The 19,982-nt window shown below is 57.8% G+C and carries 17 protein-coding genes and 1 tRNA gene; 10 read left to right on the plus strand and 8 right to left on the minus strand.

What is annotated here, in order from left to right; all coding sequences use genetic code 11:
- Position 1: 1 nt before the first annotated feature.
- Positions 2-1,480, minus strand: coding sequence for a 3-phosphoshikimate 1-carboxyvinyltransferase (aroA, locus tag HMPREF1206_RS04675; protein WP_016422218.1), 1,479 nt, complete (start codon positions 1,478-1,480; stop codon positions 2-4).
- A gap of 70 nt (positions 1,481-1,550) precedes the next feature.
- Between aroA and HMPREF1206_RS04680 the strand changes: the two genes are divergently transcribed.
- A complete protein-coding gene (locus tag HMPREF1206_RS04680) occupies positions 1,551-2,246 on the plus strand; it encodes an SOS response-associated peptidase (RefSeq protein WP_016422219.1) in 696 nt (231 codons plus the stop codon).
- Positions 2,247-2,285: 39 nt separating this feature from the next.
- On the opposite strand, the gene ybaK is transcribed toward HMPREF1206_RS04680, so the two are convergent.
- Positions 2,286-2,798 carry a Cys-tRNA(Pro) deacylase gene (gene ybaK / locus HMPREF1206_RS04685; protein ID WP_016422220.1) on the minus strand — a complete coding sequence of 171 codons (513 nt, stop codon included), beginning with the start codon at positions 2,796-2,798 and terminating at the stop codon, positions 2,286-2,288.
- 98 nt (positions 2,799-2,896) lie between these two features.
- Between ybaK and HMPREF1206_RS04690 the strand changes: the two genes are divergently transcribed.
- Both HMPREF1206_RS04690 and rsrA read left to right on the plus strand, forming a co-directional pair.
- A complete protein-coding gene (locus HMPREF1206_RS04690; protein ID WP_016422221.1) occupies positions 2,897-3,526 on the plus strand; it encodes a sigma-70 family RNA polymerase sigma factor in 630 nt (209 codons plus the stop codon).
- Positions 3,527-3,546: 20 nt separating this feature from the next.
- The gene (gene rsrA, locus HMPREF1206_RS11450; RefSeq protein ID WP_038629430.1) at positions 3,547-3,831 is read left to right on the plus strand and encodes a mycothiol system anti-sigma-R factor; all 285 of its coding nucleotides are present in this window, start codon (positions 3,547-3,549) and stop codon (positions 3,829-3,831) included.
- Positions 3,832-3,983: 152 nt separating this feature from the next.
- Here the strand turns inward: rsrA and HMPREF1206_RS04700 are convergent.
- The 4 genes from HMPREF1206_RS04700 to HMPREF1206_RS04710 form a co-directional block, all read right to left on the minus strand.
- Positions 3,984-4,056: transfer RNA gene (locus HMPREF1206_RS04700), tRNA-Ala, on the minus strand.
- A gap of 364 nt (positions 4,057-4,420) precedes the next feature.
- On the minus strand, positions 4,421-4,495 hold the full coding sequence (locus tag HMPREF1206_RS11455; RefSeq protein ID WP_014300525.1) for a 50S ribosomal protein bL37: 75 nt from the start codon (positions 4,493-4,495) through the stop codon (positions 4,421-4,423).
- Between the two features lie 76 nt (positions 4,496-4,571).
- The gene (locus tag HMPREF1206_RS04705; RefSeq protein WP_016422223.1) at positions 4,572-4,841 is read right to left on the minus strand and encodes a WhiB family transcriptional regulator; all 270 of its coding nucleotides are present in this window, start codon (positions 4,839-4,841) and stop codon (positions 4,572-4,574) included.
- A 485-nt stretch (positions 4,842-5,326) separates the two neighbouring features.
- Positions 5,327-6,433 (minus strand): diacylglycerol kinase family protein, encoded by a 1,107-nt coding sequence (locus tag HMPREF1206_RS04710; protein ID WP_172620231.1) that lies wholly within the window; start codon positions 6,431-6,433, stop codon positions 5,327-5,329.
- Between the two features lie 100 nt (positions 6,434-6,533).
- Here HMPREF1206_RS04710 and HMPREF1206_RS04715 point away from each other — a divergent pair, with 100 nt between their 5' ends.
- On the plus strand, positions 6,534-6,992 hold the full coding sequence (locus tag HMPREF1206_RS04715; RefSeq protein ID WP_224783785.1) for a hypothetical protein: 459 nt from the start codon (positions 6,534-6,536) through the stop codon (positions 6,990-6,992).
- Here HMPREF1206_RS04715 and HMPREF1206_RS04720 read toward each other — a convergent pair.
- Positions 6,989-8,320 (minus strand): PQQ-binding-like beta-propeller repeat protein, encoded by a 1,332-nt coding sequence (locus HMPREF1206_RS04720; protein ID WP_016422226.1) that lies wholly within the window; start codon positions 8,318-8,320, stop codon positions 6,989-6,991. The genes HMPREF1206_RS04715 and HMPREF1206_RS04720 overlap by 4 nt on opposite strands.
- A 68-nt stretch (positions 8,321-8,388) precedes the next feature.
- On the minus strand, positions 8,389-9,753 hold the full coding sequence (locus HMPREF1206_RS04725) for a DEAD/DEAH box helicase (protein WP_016422227.1): 1,365 nt from the start codon (positions 9,751-9,753) through the stop codon (positions 8,389-8,391).
- Between the two features lie 94 nt (positions 9,754-9,847).
- Between HMPREF1206_RS04725 and HMPREF1206_RS04730 the strand changes: the two genes are divergently transcribed.
- The 6 genes from HMPREF1206_RS04730 (at position 9,848) to HMPREF1206_RS04755 (ending at position 19,975) form a co-directional block, all read left to right on the plus strand.
- Positions 9,848-10,072, plus strand: a complete 225-nt coding sequence (locus tag HMPREF1206_RS04730; protein WP_042388469.1) for a DUF3107 domain-containing protein — start codon at positions 9,848-9,850, stop codon at positions 10,070-10,072.
- Positions 10,072-10,980, plus strand: a complete 909-nt coding sequence (locus HMPREF1206_RS04735) for a DUF3152 domain-containing protein (RefSeq protein ID WP_016422229.1) — start codon at positions 10,072-10,074, stop codon at positions 10,978-10,980. Before HMPREF1206_RS04730 ends, HMPREF1206_RS04735 begins: the two co-directional genes overlap by 1 nt.
- A gap of 9 nt (positions 10,981-10,989) precedes the next feature.
- Positions 10,990-11,841 carry a TIGR02569 family protein gene (locus tag HMPREF1206_RS04740; protein WP_016422230.1) on the plus strand — a complete coding sequence of 284 codons (852 nt, stop codon included), beginning with the start codon at positions 10,990-10,992 and terminating at the stop codon, positions 11,839-11,841.
- 103 nt (positions 11,842-11,944) lie between these two features.
- Positions 11,945-15,295, plus strand: a complete 3,351-nt coding sequence (locus HMPREF1206_RS04745) for an ATP-dependent DNA helicase (RefSeq protein WP_231367177.1) — start codon at positions 11,945-11,947, stop codon at positions 15,293-15,295.
- Between the two features lie 2 nt (positions 15,296-15,297).
- Positions 15,298-18,792, plus strand: a complete 3,495-nt coding sequence (locus HMPREF1206_RS04750) for an ATP-dependent DNA helicase (protein ID WP_016422232.1) — start codon at positions 15,298-15,300, stop codon at positions 18,790-18,792.
- Positions 18,793-18,907: 115 nt separating this feature from the next.
- A complete protein-coding gene (locus tag HMPREF1206_RS04755) occupies positions 18,908-19,975 on the plus strand; it encodes a TrkA family potassium uptake protein (protein WP_016422233.1) in 1,068 nt (355 codons plus the stop codon).
- Positions 19,976-19,982 lie beyond the last annotated feature (7 nt).

Consider the following 19,982-nt stretch of genomic DNA (forward strand, 5'->3'; position numbering starts at 1 on the left):
GTTATTTCCCTGCCTCGGTTCCGTTGTCCACACCATCAAGTCGAGCTTCGACTGACTTTTCCAACGAACTAGGGCTGGGGGAGGCCAGTCCGAGCATCTCCAGCCAGCGCAGATCGAATCCAGGCATGGTCTTAGCAGTGGTACCGATATTTTCGACTTCCACGCCCTCCGTGCGCAGGCCAACAATGGCACCAGCGGTGGCCATTCGATGGTCGGCGTAGCTGTGCCAGAGACCACCGTGGAGCGGAACGGGGTCGATCGCAATGCCGTCGTCAAGCTCGGTGGCGCGACCGCCGAGACGGTTGATTTCCGTGGTGAGCGCGGCGAGACGGTTGGTCTCGTGACCGCGCAGGTGTGCGATACCCGTCAGCTCGGTGCGGGTAGTGGCCAAGGCGGCGATGGCCGCGACGGTGGGGGTCAGCTCGCCAATCTCGGACATGTCCAGCGTGATTCCGCGCAGCTCGGACGGCTTTGGGCCCACGACGGTGAGGCTGGCGCGGCCACTCTCGTGACGGTTGAACGTCACGGTAGCGCCCATAGCGGTGAGGATCTCGCGGATTCGGTCGCCCGGCTGCGTGGTGTGCTCTGGCCAGTCGGGCACGGTGACGCTGCCACCAGTGACAGCCGCAGCGGCCAGGAAGGCGGCGGCGTTGGACAGATCGGGCTCGACCTGCCAAGTACGACCCATCATTTCGGTCGGGTGAATGGTGAACGTTGTGTGTGGTCCCTCAGGTGTGTCGGCCGTGGTCTCCTCGACCTGCACACCGGCCTCGCGAAGCATGTCCAGGGTCATGTCAATGTGCGGGCGGGAAGGAATCTCACCGGTCGGGCGAAGTACCAGGCCACGGCCATAGCGCGGTGCTGACAGCAACAGACCAGAGACGAACTGGCTCGAGGCCGAAGCGTCAATTTCCACTTCGCCGCCGATGTCCGGCAGATCCTGCTCCTGGACCGAGTCACCGAGGCGGTTGCCCTGATTCGGGCCCTGCGGATTGACCGTGAAGGGAAGCCCATTGCCCGCGATGTTCACACCGAGGCTGCGCAGGGCATCCAGCACGGCCGACATCGGGCGAGCCTTGGCCTCTACGTCGCCTTCGAAGAACACCGACCCCTGCGCAAGAGCTGCGATAGGTGGCACGAAGCGCATAACCGTACCTGCGAGACCACATTCCACGACACCACCGCGAAGCATGCGTGGAGTGACGCGGAGCGTGTGGTTCGGGGCACCCGAATATGTCGAGTCGGCACTGATGTCAGTTCCCAGGGCCTGCAGTGCGCGAATCATAAGATCGGTATCGCGAGAGCGTAGAGCACCATGGATAACCGATGGTGTCGAAGATAGCGCCGCGATGACAAGGGCACGGTTCGTAATCGACTTCGAGCCGGCAATCTGCACCGTGGCGTTAAAAGGCTGTCGACCGGCATCGGCACCGTCGACACTTACAGTAGGGGCGGACCAATTCTGATTTTGGGAACACACACAACCAATTATGGAACACTTTCACTCCATACCTCGACTAGAGGGGGAGTCAACGGCACAATCAGTTGGTATGTGTGGTCGTTTCGTCAATTTCACAGTCGCCGAAGAACTGCTCAGCACAACTGCTGAGATTCCCGGTTTGGCGCCCGTGCGTGCCGACGGCCCGTTGCCCACCTCCCGCTACAACATCGGCCCGACCATGCCAATAGTTGCTCTTGCCCGCGAGCACCCCGGCCGCACAGGAACCATTGCTGCCACCGTGCGCTGGGGTTTAATTCCGCAGTGGGCCCGCGAAGTGCCAACAAAACCTTTCTTCAATGCCCGTGCGGAAACCTGGCAGTCCAAACCGACTTTCCGGGACGGCCTGCCCTGCGCAATCCCCATGAACGGTTGGTATGAGTGGAAGAATCGCCAGCCCTACTTCGTCAGCTTCAGCGATGACGCACCGCTTTTCACCGTCGCTGGGCTGTGGGCGCGCTGGGGCGATATCGTCTCCGCCACAATTCTCACCACCGACGCCGTGGGACAGCTCGCGGATCTGCATCATCGTATGCCGCGCGTGCTTGCCGACGACGAAGTCAGTGACTGGTTGGATCTCTCGGCCTGGGCAGCAGACGGAGATGTTGGCATGACCAGCGCAGAAGTGGTGGACAAGCTGACCATCCGACCGGTCAACCGCGCCGTCGGCAATGTTGCGAATGAAGGGCCGCACCTGCTGAATGGGCCCGATGGAGCAGCACCCGGCCACAACGAGGAGCTGTTTTAAGGTCGTATCAGTGGGGAGGTTGCAGGAGTAGCCGCCGGATTAGCGGGCGATGTCGGCGACCGTGGCGTCGCAAAGCGAAACCAGATCAGCGGGTGACAGTTCGATGTCCCACCCGCGGCGACCACCGGAGACGAACACCGTGTCGGCGAGAGTAGCTGTCTCATCAATGACAGTCGGGAGCTTGTGGCGACCGCCAAGCGGGGAGATGCCGCCGGGAACGTAGCCGGTGGCAAGTGACGCGTCATGGGGGTCGGCCATCATGGCCTTGGACGCCCCGACAGCCGCGGCGGCGGCCTTGAGGTTGAGCATTCCGGTGGCGGGGACGACGGCGATGGCCAGCCCAGTGAGTTTGCCGGATAGCTCGATAATGAGAGTTTTGAAGATGCGTTCGGGCTCGACACCGAGATGCTCTAGTAGCCAAGAGGCGGCCTCTTCGCCGAAGTTGTCGCTGCCGTGGGGGAATTGGTGAACGTGGAAGTCGATTCCGGCGTTCTGACAGACGGCGATTGCCGGGGTGGCGGCAGCGGATTTCTTGGCGGACTTCTTCGACATAATTTCCCATCGTTGCACACCAGTGCCGCCACGCTACGAAATGCCTGGTGACGGGGGTCTGGCCGACTCGTGGGTGCGGATGTTTTAGGATAGGTAGCATGTCAGGTGATCAGACAGGAACATCGGCCATCCGGACTGATGAGTCGGATGAGGAGCTTGCGCAGCGCTTTGAGCGTGACGCCATGCCGCTTTTGGATCAGCTCTATGGAGCGGCGCTGCGGATGACGCGCAACCCCGCCGATGCCGAAGACCTGGTGCAGGAGACCTATATCAAGGCTTTTCAGGGCTTCCGCTCCTACAAACCGGGCACGAATCTGAAAGCGTGGCTCTACCGCATTCTGACGAATGCGTACATCAACAACTACCGCAAGGCGCAGCGTCGTCCTGCCGAGTACGCCACCGATGACATCACGGATTCACAGATCGCGGAAACCGCGTCGCACACTTCGATAGGGCTGCGCTCTGCTGAGGTTGAAGCGCTGGAAAAGCTTCCTGACGAGGAAATTCGTGACGCTTTGATGAGCCTCAAAGAGGACTACCGGATGGTGGTCTACTACGCCGATGTCGAGGGATTGCCCTACAAGGAAATCGCCGAAATCATGGGTACGCCCATCGGAACTGTGATGAGTCGGCTCCACCGTGGAAGAAAACAGCTCCGAGACGCGTTGCACAACGTAGCCGTGGAACGTGGATTCTTGAAAGAAGAGAAGGGAGATTCTCCGCGATGAGCCGAGAGTCGAGCCAAGATATGGAGCAGACGCCAGAGCGCGGACACGCCTGTGAAGATGCTTTCTGTCAGGATGTCCACTCGCGCCTACACGCATTTTTAGATGGCGAGTGTGATTCGGAGGAGCGCCGCTTTCTCGAGGAACACATTCACAAATGCCCTCAGTGCTTGGAAGAGTTCGGTTCCGAGCAAGCTATACGACGGCTGCTACGCCGGTGCTGCCAGCAACCTGCCCCTGAGGACCTCCGTCAGCGCATTACCACTCGGATTCGCGTGTCCTATACGCGGGTGGAGTACCGCAGGTAGCTGCTGGCGGCTAGGTTTTGGTGCGTCATCTTTTGGCGCGTATTCCTTTGATGCTTAATGCGATGTTGCGTAATACGGTAATGCGGTAATGCGTAATGGGAAAATCCCAGGTCACGGTGATGTGGCCTGGGATATTTTTGTGGAGCTATTTGTGGAGCTAAGGGGAATCGAACCCCTGACCTTCGCATTGCGAACGCGACGCTCTACCAACTGAGCTATAGCCCCATTGCTTTCGAGCAACCTAGCTGGAGCTGCTGTAAAAGCTCTATTTTCAGACGTTACTCCGGTGGGGTTTGGGCTCCAAACTCGCTGGTAAGGTTCCGGCGGATCGTTAATCCGGAAAGCGAGGATGCGGTATCGACGAGGCATCGAAAAGGTGTTGAAAGTGACTAGGTTTATGACAAAAAACCGCGGGTGAATTCAATTCATGTGTCATAAACCTAGTCACTTTCAAATCTGCTACCCGTTGAGGTATCCGCTGGAGGCATAAAAAACTCCACCCCGTCCCTCGGTGCAATACCGAGTTGTGCTGGAGTGGAGTGAGATGTCTTAGCCGGTGATGGCTAAGACTGCTGCAACTAAGGGCAACTTAGCTGTTCGGACGCTTGCCGTGGTTAGCCTTGTTCTTACGGCGGTCCTTGCGCTTACGGCCACGCTTGCTCATAGCTGGGCTCTCTTTCTATCGGGTTAAACAGGTATCAACCGGTATAGATTACACGGTACGAGGGTAAGTCCTTTAATTAGACCGTGGTGCTGGTGCGAGTGCGACGGGTGCGGCCGCGGTTGCGACGGCGTTTCAGTGCGCGACGCTCATCCTCGCTCATGCCGCCCCAGACACCTGCATCCTGGCCGGTCTCAAGTGCCCAGGCCAGGCACTGAGCAGTAACAGGGCAACGGTTGCAAACGACCTTGGCCTTAGCAATCTGGGCGAGGGCCGGGCCGGAGTTACCGACCGGGAAGAACAGCTCCGGATCCTCTTCACGACAAACGGCCTTGTGACGCCAATCCATGACAAACTCCTAAAACATTACGAGCCCCGGGTGAGGGCAGGGTTAAATTTCCTTGCGGGAAGGCAGCTCCGGAAATGGATTTCGTCAGACACGACAAATCGCCGTATCTCAACGAAGGTTGGGGTTCATTCCCGGTTGCCCAGGGGTATTAGGCATCTTGGGAGGGGCCACCTGTTCCATCGCCTATACGACGTGAAAGGTAGTGGGGACTCACCAAAGAGTTTGCGCCTAAAAAGGCGAGACTTGCATGGTTACACAACCAGTGAACTGCGTGCCTGTCTCGCTGACGATTTACATGTTTTCACGACTGGGGCGGTTCGTAAAGAGCAAAATGAATAAAAGTGCCAAACCTCACAGAAAAGTGAAGTTTTGGTTAAAACGCCAGGTCAAAACTAGCCCCTTGTGGGGGTGATTTTAGTTTTGGTAATTGCAGTAGTGAGGGTGTATGGCGCATTTTTGTTGGCTTGTCAGTAAACAGTTGCAGCTTAAGTCGGGTTTGTCTCGGTCTTTTGGCTAGTACTGAACAGTCGGCGTGTGCGATCCATGACCTTTTTGGTCACCACAACGAGCAAGCGCTCGTCCACGGGGCGGGTAGCGACTTTCTTGGTGAACTGGTCCTCGGTGTAATCGTCGGCACGCGCCACAAAACTGATAGCGCCTTGCTTAACACGGATGTTGAGGGACTCACACTGATTGATGTACTCGCCGTCCAACTGGAGACGAAGTGGGGCAGTAGCGGTGAGCTCGATGTGCTGGACGTTGTCGACGCGTCGTTCGCGGGCTTCGACGTGGAAGGGTGAACGCAGTCGGGTGAAGAAACCGGCCAAATTGGCTGCGGCGACAAGCCCCGTCACTCCCTTCAGGGAAGTGAAGCCATAAAAGCCCAGGCCCCTGCGTAGGGACACAGTGGGGTTGGTGACGATGGGGAGGTCGCCGAGGAATGTCCAGGGATTGGAGTTGGACACCACGGCCATTGCGAGATCACGGCCAAACTCCGTGCCGTCGATAGTTGCAGTGATTTGTGGCGGGCTTTTGCGTAACTGATTCCATGCGGTGAAAATTGCCGGCAAATAGCGCACGGCTTTGGCGCGGGTACCGTTTTGTCGGAGCTGTTCCATGGTGGAAATGACTTCCGCATCGATGCCGATACCGGCATTGACCACGAAGCATCGCTCCGCTGCATGTCCAACGCTGATAGTGCTGCGGGTTCGGGAGCGCAGCAGACTTGCGATGTACCACGCGGCATCTACGGGGTCGCGGGGAATACCCAACGCACCTGCCAAAACGTTGGCGCTGCCGGTGGGAATTGTCGCGATGGCAGGCAGGTCAGTGGCAGGCAGTGCGGAGAATGGGTTGGAGTTCATGAGCCCATTGACAATCTCGTTAATGGTTCCGTCGCCGCCGAGAGAAATAATGACGTCATAATCGCGAACCGTTTTACCCGCCACCATTTCCGCAGCATGGCCAGGGTAGGCGGTAAACATGGATGTCAAGCGAATCCCCTCGACCGAGCGAAGCGCCCGCACAACGCCGGGCATACGTCGAGCAGTGTTACTGGTCGAATTCGGATTGGAGATTAGCAACGCACGCACAGGCACCAAGAATAGTGCATGAGCAGACTTGTGATGGGCGCATTAGCCGGTATGCCTCCAGGGTGTATTCATCGGTTCGCACCGGGCTAACATGTAGGGCGTGAGTAACCAGAAAAACAGCAGCAATGCGCCCAAATCGCGTACTACCGACCAGCTTGCGGCAGCCGACGGGCCGATCGCCGCACCTCAGGTTGTTATGGTCGGTGCGTGGATTGGTGTCGCCGAATGTGCCCTCGGTCTGGGCTACGGGATCTTCCTTCTCATTCGTGATTTGATGGGGTACCGCGACGAGGCCGCGGTCATTTCCGGTTGGGGTACCGCGCTGTGGTTCCTTCTCATTTTCGGCGCTGTTCTCGCTGGTGCGATTATGTTGCTGCGTGGCGCCCGATGGGGGCGCGGGCCGATCATTATGCTCAACCTCTGCTTGCTGGGCGTGGCCTATTACATGTTCCGCTCGAGCGCTTTTCTGCTTGCTCTACCGACGGCGGCAGCTTCAATTGCTGCGCTGGCCTGTATGTTTAGTCCGAAGGCGATTGATTGGGCTGCCCGCTCTTTCTAAGCTTCGATGGCGAACGCGTCGACTGACTCACCGCGCTGAACCAGTAGCGTGTCACCGACAACCGCAAGGCGCACGGGCACTTCCGGCTTGTCCGCATTATTTGCTTGAGTGGACTTCGCAGCTGCAGGCAACGGGAGTGTGCCGATAATCTCCAGAGTCTTGGCATTCAATACCGCGACTCCGTCAGTGACTGGCATGAAAACATGCTCACCCCATGGAGCTGGGGTTCCTGTGGCCTCAGCAAACTCGAAATCCGGCGCCAGGGTGCTCGGGCGGAAGCCCAGTAAACCACGCGGCGACCACCACGTCATGTGATGGGGAAGATCCGTTGTAAAAGGCGCACGCGGGGCATCGCCGTTGGAGTTAGCTTCCGCCGGTGCTGGGCGCAGGGTAGTCTCATCCAGCGCCAATTCAGTCAGCATCGTGCCGTCCATACGAAAAACTCGGATGCGGTTGTCTGACAGTACCGCCGCCGTGTCCTGGCCAATCGATACCAGTGACATATCTGCAGTTGCCGGACCAAGGTCAATATCGCTCTTGACCTCCGGTTTCCGAGACTCCTCCGGATTTGCCGCCTGCATGACCAGGCGCCCGTGACCATCGCAGTTGTTTACGACGGCCAGCAGCTCCACGCGCGTGAGCGCACTGATAATCGAACACTCCGGATGCGGCTGCATCTTCGGTTCCGGAGACGCTGGAATCTTGCCGTACTCGACTACTCGGACCAGGTCAGAGCGCCACAGCTCCAGGAATCCAGAGTCGTAGACACCCGCGTATGAGTTCGAGCGCACGGCGGCAGGGCTGTCAGCCGCAATCGATTTACGGGTCGCGACATACTGCCCCGAGTCGGGCTTGAGTGCAACGGTCTCACCGCAGCCAGCTGCCCCACGAAAAGTCGCGAAAACTTGGCCATCACTGCCCGAGAGCGCACAAAGCGGAATATCTCGTCGATAGTGCCAGCGCTCCGTGCCGTCGTTAAGCGAGATAGCACGCACGCCCCGGTCCTCAGCAACGATGAGGGAGTTGTCCATCACCAGTGGCGCCGGGGAGATGGTGTGCGTGCTTGTGCTTGCCGACGATTCGGTGGACCACACCGGCCGGAGAGTATGTGGCATTGCCTCCGGATCGTTCGCGGCCGGGGCTTGCGCTGTGCTGCTCGTCGGTGCCGTGGATTCAGTGCGATCGACTTTACGAGCCGGAGAAGCGACCCATGTCCAACCGACGACTAGCACTACGGCGATGATGAGAACTACTGATGCGATTCGATTGCGGCGCAGTCGGGTCTCTGCAGTGGTGGGCTCAGCGTTGGCTTGTGGTGACTGCAGCACGGTTGGAATGTCCTGTCGACGAGTGGTCGTGGCGAGAGGTGAGGCGGGGAGTTGGCACGCGCAGCGGCCTAGCTGCGACGATGAGAATTGGAGTGGCCGGCCCGCTTTGAGCTTCGTCCTTGGCCGCGATTGCGATGATGAGCCTGTGAGCGGTTGTTTCGCGGGCCTCTTCCGCCACGCCCGCGAGGTGGCCGGGAACCCAATACCGGGCGGGCTGGCCCGACCTTCTCATCGATCCCCTCGGGGATGTCTAGAGCTTCGGCGAGCTCGGGGGAGGTGGAAAACCACGTCGGAATCTCGGCCATGCCCAGGTCGAGAGCATCTGAAATAGCCTTCCACTTTGTGGTTTCATCCCAGCCGACGAGCGTAACGGCGACACCGCTGTGTCCCGCGCGGCCGGTGCGGCCGATGCGGTGGACATAGGTCATTTCGTCATCGGGCACCTGGTGGTTGATGACGTGGGTGACATCGTCGATATCGATACCGCGAGCGGCGACATCGGTTGCGACCAGGACGTCGACGTCGCCATTGCGGAACGCCGTCAGCGAGCGCTCACGTGCAGGCTGGCCCATATCGCCGTGGACGGCGGTGACCAGGAAGCCGCGCTCGCCGAGCTGCTCAGCAACCGAGGCGGCGCCGCGCTTCGTGCGAGCAAAAATGATGGTGCGACCACGACCGTTGGCTTGCAGGATGCGGGCAATGACCGAGACCTTATCCATCTGGTGCGATTGGAAAACAATCTGTTTAGTGGTCTCGTGGACTGTGGCCTCTTCCTCGCCTGATTCAGCGCGGATGTGCACCGGGCGATTCATAAAGGTACGTGCGAGAGTCAGAATTGGGCCCGGCATTGTTGCCGAGAAGAGCATGGTCTGACGTTCATCTGGCACCGCAGCCAGAATCTTCTCGATGTCCGGCAGGAAGCCCAAGTCGAGCATTTCGTCGGCCTCGTCGAGAACCAAAATCTTTACGCCTGACAGCTCTAGATTATTGCGCTGGTAAAGATCGATGAGACGGCCGGGAGTACCGACGATGATGTCCACGCCGCGGTCTAGCTGTTCAATCTGTTCCTCATAGGGGCGGCCACCGTAAATAGTGCACACACGCAGATTGGTTGAGTGCGCAGCGCGGGCCAAATCCTCGCCGACCTGCACACATAGCTCACGAGTGGGGACGATGATGATTGCGCGGGCAGTGCCATCCGGTTCCGGTATACGGGCGTCATCAAAGACGCGGTCAATGAGGGGGACACCAAAACCAAGAGTTTTTCCCATTCCAGTACGGGCTTGGCCGATAATGTCCGTGCCGTCGAGCGCCAAGGGCAGCGTCAGTTCCTGGATGGCAAATGTGCGGGTGATTCCTTCGTCGGCGAGTGCGTCGCAGATTTCCGCGGCGACCCCCAATTCGACGAATGTCGGGGACTGGGACTCTGCCACGGCGACTCCTTTGCTGTTTGTAACCTCACGTGACACGACGGCTTAATCGGTCTCTCTAATCCTAGCCGCTTTGGGAATGGTTATGATGTCACCTATGGACATCACTATTGGATTTGCAGACAATACGCGTGAGCTGAACATTGAAAACGTCGCTGGTGGTGAGGAGGTCAAGGCTGCGATCTCCCAGAAGCTGGCTGCTGGCGAAGGTGTGATTGAGCTCAGCGACGGCGCTGGTCAGGAGTACCTGATTAATGCTGACAAGGTCGCCTACGTCCGTACCGGTAATAACGCAGACCGTAAGGTTGGCTTCTTCGCCTAATGACGCAAGAACCCTTTCTCGTACGCATTGCAAGGAGTTGGGGGTGGCGAGCCTATGCCATCCCTGTACTTGTGGTGCTCACAGTCATCATTCTCTTCGACATCTTCACTGCTGAAGATGATTCTTCAGGTTCCGGCACTGGCACTGTCGCCTCGCAGAGTGGCAATGGTCGCCCTGGTCCGGTGCCCGGTGAGGGATACGGTGATGGTTACGAGGGAGGGCAGTTGCCACCCGGTCCGGCCTTTGCCACGGAACCCTCGGGAAATTTTAAAGATGTCACCGTGGCGCATCCCCGTGTTGGGGAGGGGCACGACAATGCGGTCAGGTATTCCGTGGAAATTGAAGACAACATTGATGTTCCTTCGATTGGTGGCGAGCGCGCCTTTGCAGAGACGGTGAACTCGATTCTGGCCGATCCACGTGGCTGGACAGCTAATCCAGATTTTTCTTTCGAGGCAGTGCCTCGCGACCAGGATCCGACGATTGTCGTGCAGCTTTCCGCGACTGGAACCGCACATCAGCTGTGCGGCAACACCTTGGGAATGGAGACCTCCTGTTACCTGTCTGGGCAGCGGGAAGGTGAGCCTGGGCGCGTGGTCGTCAGTATCGCCCGGTGGGTTCGAGGTGCCCTGCCTTTTGAGGGGGATCTGGGATTGTATCGCCAGTACCTTATTAATCACGAGGTTGGTCACGGACTTGGGTACGCGGTTCACGAGCCCTGTCCGAGGGACGGCGGTATCGCGCCAATCATGATGCAGCAGACCCTGAGCGTGTCGAACGATGAACTGCACGAAATCGACAGCAGCGAGGTCTATCAGGTCGATGGTAAGACGTGTTCTGTCAACGGCTGGCCGTACCCATTTGGGGCGGACGACGATTCGGCCGCACCGACTCAGAAAGCAAGGTAGTAGCAGATTATGATCGCCACTCCTCCCGACCGTGTTTTAGAGGCCTTTGGTGCCGAGGGCGAGCCGCATCGTGCCGGGCGAGCTTGGGACAATGGCTGGGTCTACGACGATTCCATTGTCCTTTCGCCGGTACATAATTCGGCGCAGGCGCTGTGGTCTGCAAAGGTTCGCAGTGCGCTAGATGTCGATGGCGTCCGAGTGGCGAGATCCGTGCGTACCAGTGACGGCCGCTTGGTTATTGCTGGGTGGCAGGCTCGTCATTTCATCCCGGGGGGATTCGCGCCACGTGCCGATGAAACCATTGTGGCCGCTGGTCGTGTGGAAGAGTCGCTTGCCAGTATTGAACGGCCACAGTTCCTCCTTGATAAGGAGCCCGATTACTTCGTCATGTGTAATCGAGCAGCTTGGGACTCTGACCCAATCGGCATCCTCGAGCAGCTTCTCGACGCGGATAGCGTCCCCCGCGCCGATTGTGCCGAGGCTCTCACGATCTCCGGTGATCTTCTCCAGCTGCGGGCAGAGATGGTTGTGCCAACGGAGCTTCTGCAGGTCTGTCACGCAGACCTCGTCGGCACGCTGCTTTACGACGGCACGGCCGCCCCGGTTCTCACCGATATCGTGCCAGCGTGGCATGTCCGTGGTTGGACAGCTGCCTTGGCGGCAGTGGATTGTCTGTCCATGATGGGGGCTGATGAGGAGCTACTGCGGCGCTTCGATCACCTGCCGGATTTCGGTCAGTTGCTCGTTCGTGCGATGTGTTATCGACTTTTTGTCCACGCTGTTAGTCCAGAATCGCAGCCGAGTGCGTATCGCGGTCTGTTCCGCGCGGCTTCGCTAGTTCGCGCGTTTGTGTCTAAGTAACGCCGGGCAGTATTTACGGGAGTTTTTGGGGCGGGGGTATTTTTCTCCTTATTTCGAATGGGTGTTCGAGTATCGGTCCGGAGGTTGTGCCACAATGGTGCACATGAACGTAGATGGAATGCCGAAGGTTCGGTTCGTCCAGGAGGAACCTCCTCGTCGTCGGCAGTGGTTGGGTACTGCGGTAGAGGCGCTTTTCCCTTCCCATAATCAGGCGCTCGTGGTAGAGAACAAGCTTGTAAACCAGTCTGTTGTGCGCGTTTTAGGCGGCCCAGGGACTGGAAAGAGTTCGCTGCTGGCAGATCTCGCGGTGGACTACATGCAGGCGGGCATTCCGGCGGACAGCATTTTGGTGGTGTCACAGTCAAAAGAGGCCGCTGCGGAATTGAGGCGGGATATTGACAGGCGTTTTGCCTCTGAACTGGGGGAAGGCGGTTCGGTCGGGGCAGGCCAAGGTGGCATGGTGCGTGCCGTGCATTCACTTGCCTATGCAGTAGTACGTGATGCCGCCGTCAGTCGGGGAGAGCCTGAACCATCGTTGACCACTGGTGCACGCCAAGATGCTGTCGTGCGGCAACTTTTGGCCGGACATGCGGAAGATGGTGGTGCGTATTGGCCAGAGCGGTTGCGCCCGGCTCTCCCATTAGTCGGTTTTTCCCGTGCAGTTCGTGACTTTCTGCTGCGTGCAGCTGAGCGGGGGATTGATGCCCCGAGGCTTCAGCAGCTCGGCGTGGACTATGGCATTGAGTCGTGGTGTGCGGCTGGCAAGTTTATGGCGGAGTATCAGCAGACTATGCGGTTGGCGTGGGAGCCCAGCCTGAACGCTGCAGAGATTGTCTCTGCGGCATTGATGGAGCTGGATGCAGACGCGCAAGCACTGGCTCGGTGGGGAAAGTCGGTGGTGCTGGTCGATGATGCTGAACACCTATCCCCGGAAGCTGCGCGTCTTGTGGATCGGTTTGTGTCGCAGGCGGCGGTAGCCGTCATTACTGGTGATGAAGATCAATCGGTATTCCACTTCCGCGGTGCTAATAATGACTATCTCCGGGGGACTGGTGAGGCCGAGTGCAAGGCAATACACTTGCAGCAGTCTTACCGCTGTAACGCTGATATCGCGGATTTAGTCAACGCAGTTTCTCAGCGCTTGCCTAAGACTCCTGCATACCGTGGCATTGTCGGTTCAGCTGGGCCACAAGAAGCTAGTGAATCCGAAGTTGGAAACAACAGCGATACCGTCGCAGCGGAAAACTCGTACGCAGCTAAAAGTGCAGTAAAAATAGCTATTCATCCTTCTGAACGTGCACAGCGAGCCACAGTCGCGGACTACTTCCGGCGCCTTCATATTGACGAGGGAGTGGCATGGAAGGATATGGCGGTCATCGTCCGGTCCGGTGCAGGGGAGTCCTCTCTGTTCCGTGCGTTGTCGCGTGCGGGTGTGCCTGTGCAGATTGACCCAACGGACATCGTGCTAAGTCATCAGCGATTGGTGCGAGCGCTGATGGTGGCGTTGCGGGCAACTATGAACCAGCTCGATGACGTGGAGTGGGACGAGTTCCTCTCCGGCCCATTGGTCAACATGGATCCGATTGTCAAAGAGCGTCTGCTGCGCGGAATCCGAAAGGCCGACCTGTTCGGCGGGGCCGCGATGACTCAGCTCATCGGAATCTTGAAGGCAGAGGGACTCACAGCTGAACAGCTGGAGCTTATTGAGTCTCTGTCGCAGCGTGAACGTCAGGCGCTGCAGGTGCCGCTGGATCTGTTGAGCGCAGCTCGTGAAGCGTTGCGCGATGGTGTGGAAGCAACTTTGTGGGCAATTTGGCAGTCCACTGGTTTGGCAGACCATCTGGTGGCGGCATCGTTGCGCGGCGGTACAGCTGGCGCATCGGCTGACCGCGATTTGGATGCTGTGATGGCACTGTTCGACTTTGCTGGTGACCGTGTGGAGCTGAATCCAAAACTGACGGTTGACGGTTTTATCGCTTCTGTGGAAGAGCAGGAGCTGCCCATCGGCGCACGTGACCGTAGCGGGGTAGAGCGCGATGCCGTGCGCATTCTCTCAGCCCATGCGGCTCTGGGCAGGCAGTGGAAAGCAGTAGCAGTTGTCGGAGTCCAGGAAGGCCAGTGGCCCAGCCTCGGTGTGACTGGCTCGGTGATGAAGCAGAACGAGTTCATCGGTCTCGTTGATCACGGAATTGAGCCGCGGGAGTACATCAATTCCATGGCGGATGCGCTGGCGGAGGAACGTCGTTTGCTGCACGTCGCGGTATCACGGGCGAGCGACAGGGTACTGCTGACCGCAGTCGATTCTCCTGACGATGTTGGAGTTCCCAGTCCGTTTATTATCGAGCTCGTTGAAAAGCTCGGTAATTCGGTGACGGAGCTGGTGAAACAGTCGGAAGCATCGTCGTCTGCGCACGGAGTCGGGGCTACGGCTAATGAAGCAAACGCCGGCAATCCGGATGTTGCAGAGGCAGAAGATGTCGCATGGGCCGGTGAAGGCCTGCCACGGGTGCTCTCTGTGGAGTCACTGCTGGCAGAACTGCGTGCAGCCGTTGTGGACGATGCGGAGACTGAGACGCGGCGTCGACAAGCTGCACGTCAACTCGCGCGATTGGCGCAGGTTGAGGTTGCTGGCGCACATCCAGACACCTGGTGGGGGCTCCGTGCACCGTCGACTTCGAAGCCGGTAAATGACAAGAAGCCGATGAGGATCAATCCCTCCAAGGTGGAAGCAACCCTGAGTTGTCCGTTGAAGGCCATGTTGGATAAATCAGCACCGACATCGGCCATGTATCTGGGCTCTCTACTGCATCAGGCGGTAGAAGCAGTCGCCAAGGGAGTGACTGTGCCTGAGGCTCAGTCTGAGATCCGGCGTGTTTTTGGGGACCTGTCCGATGATCCGGAGTGGCGTAAGCGTACTGAGGAAGAGACCTGGTTGACCGGGCTGGAGGATTGGCAGCGGTGGATTGAGACTAAGAAAGATATCGGAACCGAGGTCCCAGTAAATGTCAACATCAACGATGACATCGTGATTGTCGGACGAATCGACCGGTTGATTGAAGACGCTGATGGTGCAGTTCAAATCGTCGATATTAAAACCGGTAAGACAGCGCCCTCCGGTAAAGAAGTAGAAGGACACGCACAGCTAGCTACATATCAGCTGGCGTTGTCGAAGGGGAAGCTCGTTGAAAGCGGAGATGGGCTTACTGTGGACAACGGCGAAGGCATTGAACAATCTGGGGCATACCTGGTATTTCCGCGAAAGTCACACAATAAGACCATTATCACTAGCCGAGAACAGTCAAAGCTCACGGAAGACAAGTTGGCTGACTGGGAGCGTCGCGTGGAGCAGGTAGCACGTGCGACGTCTGGCCCGCGTGCCTTGGCGCTCGCTGGTGATCATTGCAAGTTCTGCACGCTTTCGAAGGCGTGCCCGGCAGCAGAAGGGAATCGGTAGTCATGTCGGAGGAACGAACCATCATTGATCCCGTCACCCTGTCGGAGATGATGGGGCAGGACTTTCCGCCCACCCCGCAACAAGCGGCGGTAATCGGTGCACCGATGGAACCAATGCTTGTTGTCGCCGGTGCCGGTGCTGGTAAAACAGCGACAATGGCTGCCCGTGTCGTGTGGTTGGTCGCCAACGGCTTTATCCGCCCAGAAGAAGTTCTAGGTTTGACCTTCACCAGGAAGGCAGCGCGCGAGCTCGGCGTCCGTATCCGCCAACAGCTGAATGCCCTTGCTTCTTCCGCTGCATTTCGTGCACAAGCTTCACCAGAGGTGCTAGCAAGCCTCGAGGTCATTGCCCCAACCACGCTTACTTACGATGCCTATGCCTCTGAAGTCGTGAGCAATTATGGTCTTTTGCTGCCGACGGAGCCGGGGGTCACCATTATGGATGGCGCGACGCAGTGGCAGTTGGCCTGGGAAACAGCTCGCAATGTGACCGAAATTGATGTCGATATTGCGCCATCAACGCTGGCCAGTCGCATTATTGAGCTGGGGTCGAACATCGACTCAAACTTGTCTACCCCGCAGGCGATTCGCGAGGAAACCGAAGCGTTCATCAGCAATATTGAGCAGACCCCGCAGAAGGGTAAACGCGAGGGGCTAATTGGCGATCTACAGGGCATCGTCGATAAGCAGCGGGAGAGATTAGAGATTTTGCCGCTGGTAGAGCAGGTTCGAGCTCGGTGCAATGAAGAAAATGTCGCCACCTTCGGTATGCAGATGGCTCGGGCGGCCCGGCTAGCCACCGACTTCGCGGAAGTCGGGGAGGAGGAGCGGCGTCGCTTTAAAATCATCATGCTCGACGAGTACCAGGACACGTCGCACACACAGCGGCTGTTCCTGCGTGCGCTGTTCTCCGGTGGTTGTGTCACCGCTGTCGGCGATCCGATGCAGGCAATTTATGGCTGGCGAGGAGCAACGGCCGAAAACCTTGTGCAGTTTGTCAATGATTTTCCGCGGTCGGATGGACAGCCAGCGGAGAAAAAGCAACTGACCATTTCTTGGCGAAACCCGCAGTCAGTGCTGCAGCTTGCTAACGCAGTCTCCGACCGTGCTTTTGCGGGGCAGGCTCGTACGGTAGAGGCACTGGATGCGGGGCCAAAAGCAGGCCAGGGCGAGGTGCAGCTTGCTTTCACTGCAACCGGTGAGGAAGAAGTTGCATACATCGCAGATTGCATGGAGGCGCAATTACGCGAATGTGAAGCAGCTGGCAACAAGCTCGATGCCGCCATCCTGGTTCGGACAAATGCTGAATCGGCTGTCTATTTAGATGCACTGTCTGAGCGGGGTGTGCCTGCAATCATTGTAGGACTCGCTGGATTGCTGCACTTGCCCGAGGTCATGGATATCACCTCGGTGATGAAGATATTGGTCGAGCCCAGTTCAGACCAGGATGCTCTGCGTCTGCTGCTCAGCCCACAGTTCAATTTGGGTGCCGCAGACGTGGAGGCACTTCGCACTCGTGTAGATCAGCTGGCAATGGCAGGAAAGGACGAGTTGGCCCGGAAGAAGGGCAACGTCGAAGAGACTTCAGACTCCTCACCGCTTTCGCAGCTCGCTCGCCAGTATGACAAGCTCGTGGAAGATGCCGAAGCAGCATCGTCCGCGGTGGGGCTGGGGCACGCCATCGCCGACCCAGATATTCGTTTTTACGACGGCACCCCGCTGGCGCGCGGCAGTGTGGAAAAAAATGGGCGGTTGGTCTGCAGCGAGTCACTGAACTACACAGATGAAGCAATGGTGCGCATCGCACAGTTGGGTGCAAGCCTACGAAAACTACGTCGGTTCTCGCTGAATAAGCCTCTGCCGGAACTGGTCGAGGACATCGCTACTGAGTTTGGAATTCGCGTAGAAGCAGCGGCTGGACAGTACGGTTCCGCTACCGCGATAACCAGGCCGACGACCGCACATCTGGATAGGTTTGTCGATATCGCTGCGACGTATTCTCAAAATATCTCGGACGATGTGACAGGGTTTTTGAACTATCTGGAATTCGCTGTCGAACACGATGATGGTTTGGAACGGGCACCTATGAACATGCCGGAAAACTGTGTCCAAATCATGACTATGCACAAGTCAAAGGGCTTGGAGTGGGAAACGGTTGCTGTTCCGGGCATCACCACCAGCAAGTTCGACAAAGTTGATTTGTCATCGTGGCTCACCAATTCAGTTCAACTTCCTCCTGGTGCAATTACCCAAGTGGATCCGCTAACGGCTAGTGCAGAAACAACAGAGGATGCAACACAGCTTGCAGCAGGCGATTGGGCTCCTGTCGCTGATTCTGTCGATAGCAATGCCCCTGAACTGGACATATCAGGCGCAGATAACCAGACCGACCTCAACAAGGTGATCAAAGCCTACAAGGAAGAGCTGCGAGAAGTGGAAAGGGAAGAGAAGCAGCGCCTTTTCTACGTTGCCATGACTCGCTCTGCAAAAAAGCTCATTGTTACTGCAAGCAGGCGGCCTAATCCGAGCTTGAAGAATCCCACTGACGTGTCGGCAGACTTCGCAGCCATCGCCACGCAATTCAGTGACTATGTGGTGTCGTGGACAGATGGGGAGGACCCTGAGGTAGAGGACACTGAAGTCGATTTGGACTGCGACACTGCGGTTGATGGGGTGGTCTGGCCCGTCGATACCCTGGGCAACCGCCGAGATAGTGTGCAGCGAGCAGCCGAAAGCGTCATGCGCTACATGGGCGAAGACCAGGATGAGCGCCCCATTTCAGGTGACCTGTCTGAGGTATGGGAAACGGAAACGACCATTCTCGTGGATGAAATCCTTCGAGCTAAGGCCGCGGAGATTCATCTACCAATGCCGACAAGCATGTCCACTAGCGAATACCAAGCCATGATTGCGGATCCGGTCGCGTTTGCTCGTCGGAAAGCACGCCCGGTGCCGTTTAAGCCAAACCGATTCGCGCGCCGAGGTACGGCATTCCACGCTTGGTTGGAGAATCGCTTCGGTGCACACAGTCTGCTGGACGATGAGGATCTCTTCGGGGATCAACTGGATGACTTCCTCGGCACAGAACAAGTCGCGTCCGAACGCGAACTGGAGAAATTGAAGGCGAACTTCGAGGCATCTGAGTGGGCTGACCGCACGCCAACGCATGTAGAGGTGCCGTTTGAAATTGCCATCGGGCAGAGGCGGGTCGTCGGCCGAATCGACGCGGTGTTTAACGACAACGGGAAGTGGAGCGTCATTGACTGGAAGACAGGCCAGATGCCGCGCGGAAAGGAAAGGGAAGTAGCGGCGCTACAGCTGGCGATTTACCGCCTGGCGTGGTCGGATAGGCTGCGCGAGATGGGAATGGAAACTGCCCCCGAAGACATTGAAGCTGGGTTCTTCTACGTTTCGGCAGGACGGACGCTAATACCAGATGAAGCGCTACTGCCAAGCAGGATAGAGTTAGACAGGAAGATGCGCGAGCTGATTGGATAATCATCTACGTATGTAACTGCCGCGTGGCCGTGGCCAGTTATCCAGGTGAAAGCAGCAGTTTGTATGCGCTATTTTTCACCGGGAGGAGTTTTCATGAAAGGCAGGCGAGGAGCGGTTGCGTAATCCAATTCGGAAATCTTCGGGATACGAAACCGGGCTCAATGATCTTCCCGGGCATGCACTGCTGGGAGTCATTGGCCTGCCTGAGTCCGCGCCGAAGAATCCTTGGCGGCTAATCATACGTCGTTTGAACTACGCCGTATTTTTGCTGCTGATTGCATCCGTCGTGGTTTACTACGACCGCAACGGATATACGGAGCCTCTCACCTTCATCGATGCGGTGTATTACTCGGCTGTCAGTCTGTCGACGACGGGCTACGGTGACATCACGCCGGTGACACAGAGGGCTCGATTACTCAATATTTTGATCATTACGCCACTGCGTGTGGCCTTCCTTGCTCTCTTGGTCGGTACTACTCTGACCGTTTTGACCCAAGAATCTCGGAAAACCCTGCAAATTCAGCGCTGGAGGAGACAGTTGCGCAACCACACCGTCGTTATCGGATACGGCACCAAGGGTCGTTCTGCCATTGCAGCTCTTCTCGCGGACGGCGTAGATCCGGCAGAAATCGTTGTCATTGATACGGACAAGGAAGCACTCGACCACGCTTCGAATCAAGGCTTGGCGACGGTGCATGGGTCGGCTACTAAATCCGATGTGCTGAAGTTAGCTGGTATTCAGCGTGCCCGCTCTATAGTCGTTGCACCGAACAAAGATGACACAGCGGTGCTGGTCACGTTGTCGGTCCGTGAGTTGGCGCCGGGTGCCTCAATTGTGGCCTCGGTGCGTGAATCAGAAAACCGCCACTTGTTGACGCAGTCAGGTGCAGACCAAGTGGTTATTTCTTCTGAAACCGCCGGCCGAATGCTGGGGCTGGCCACGGTGACTCCTTCGGTGGTTGAGATGATGGAAGACCTCCTGAGCCCGGATGAAGGATTCTCTGTTGCAGAGAGGCTGGTCACCGAAGAGGAAATCGGTGCCAGCCCACGGCACCTCGCGGATATTGCACTCGGCGTGGTGCGCTCGGGTGAGCTGTACCGAATTGATTCACCGGAGTGTGAGTCGGTGGAGCCAGGCGACCGGCTGCTGTACGTCCGCCGTGTCTACAGCAATGACGAATAGCACTCGA

The sequence above is a fragment of the Corynebacterium sp. HFH0082 genome (assembly GCF_000411235.1).
Classification (GTDB): domain Bacteria; phylum Actinomycetota; class Actinomycetes; order Mycobacteriales; family Mycobacteriaceae; genus Corynebacterium; species Corynebacterium jeikeium_D.

Coding starts and splice junctions, on each gene's coding strand:
- HMPREF1206_RS04680 (WP_016422219.1), top strand. CDS start 1,551: ATGTGTGGTCGTTTCGTCAATTTCACAGTCGCCGAAGAACTGCTCAGC.
- ybaK (WP_016422220.1), bottom strand. CDS start 2,798: ATGTCGAAGAAGTCCGCCAAGAAATCCGCTGCCGCCACCCCGGCAATC.
- HMPREF1206_RS04690 (WP_016422221.1), top strand. CDS start 2,897: ATGTCAGGTGATCAGACAGGAACATCGGCCATCCGGACTGATGAGTCG.
- rsrA (WP_038629430.1), top strand. CDS start 3,547: ATGGAGCAGACGCCAGAGCGCGGACACGCCTGTGAAGATGCTTTCTGT.
- HMPREF1206_RS04705 (WP_016422223.1), bottom strand. CDS start 4,841: ATGGATTGGCGTCACAAGGCCGTTTGTCGTGAAGAGGATCCGGAGCTG.
- HMPREF1206_RS04730 (WP_042388469.1), top strand. CDS start 9,848: ATGGACATCACTATTGGATTTGCAGACAATACGCGTGAGCTGAACATT.
- HMPREF1206_RS04735 (WP_016422229.1), top strand. CDS start 10,072: ATGACGCAAGAACCCTTTCTCGTACGCATTGCAAGGAGTTGGGGGTGG.
- HMPREF1206_RS04740 (WP_016422230.1), top strand. CDS start 10,990: ATGATCGCCACTCCTCCCGACCGTGTTTTAGAGGCCTTTGGTGCCGAG.
- HMPREF1206_RS04745 (WP_231367177.1), top strand. CDS start 11,945: ATGAACGTAGATGGAATGCCGAAGGTTCGGTTCGTCCAGGAGGAACCT.
- HMPREF1206_RS04750 (WP_016422232.1), top strand. CDS start 15,298: ATGTCGGAGGAACGAACCATCATTGATCCCGTCACCCTGTCGGAGATG.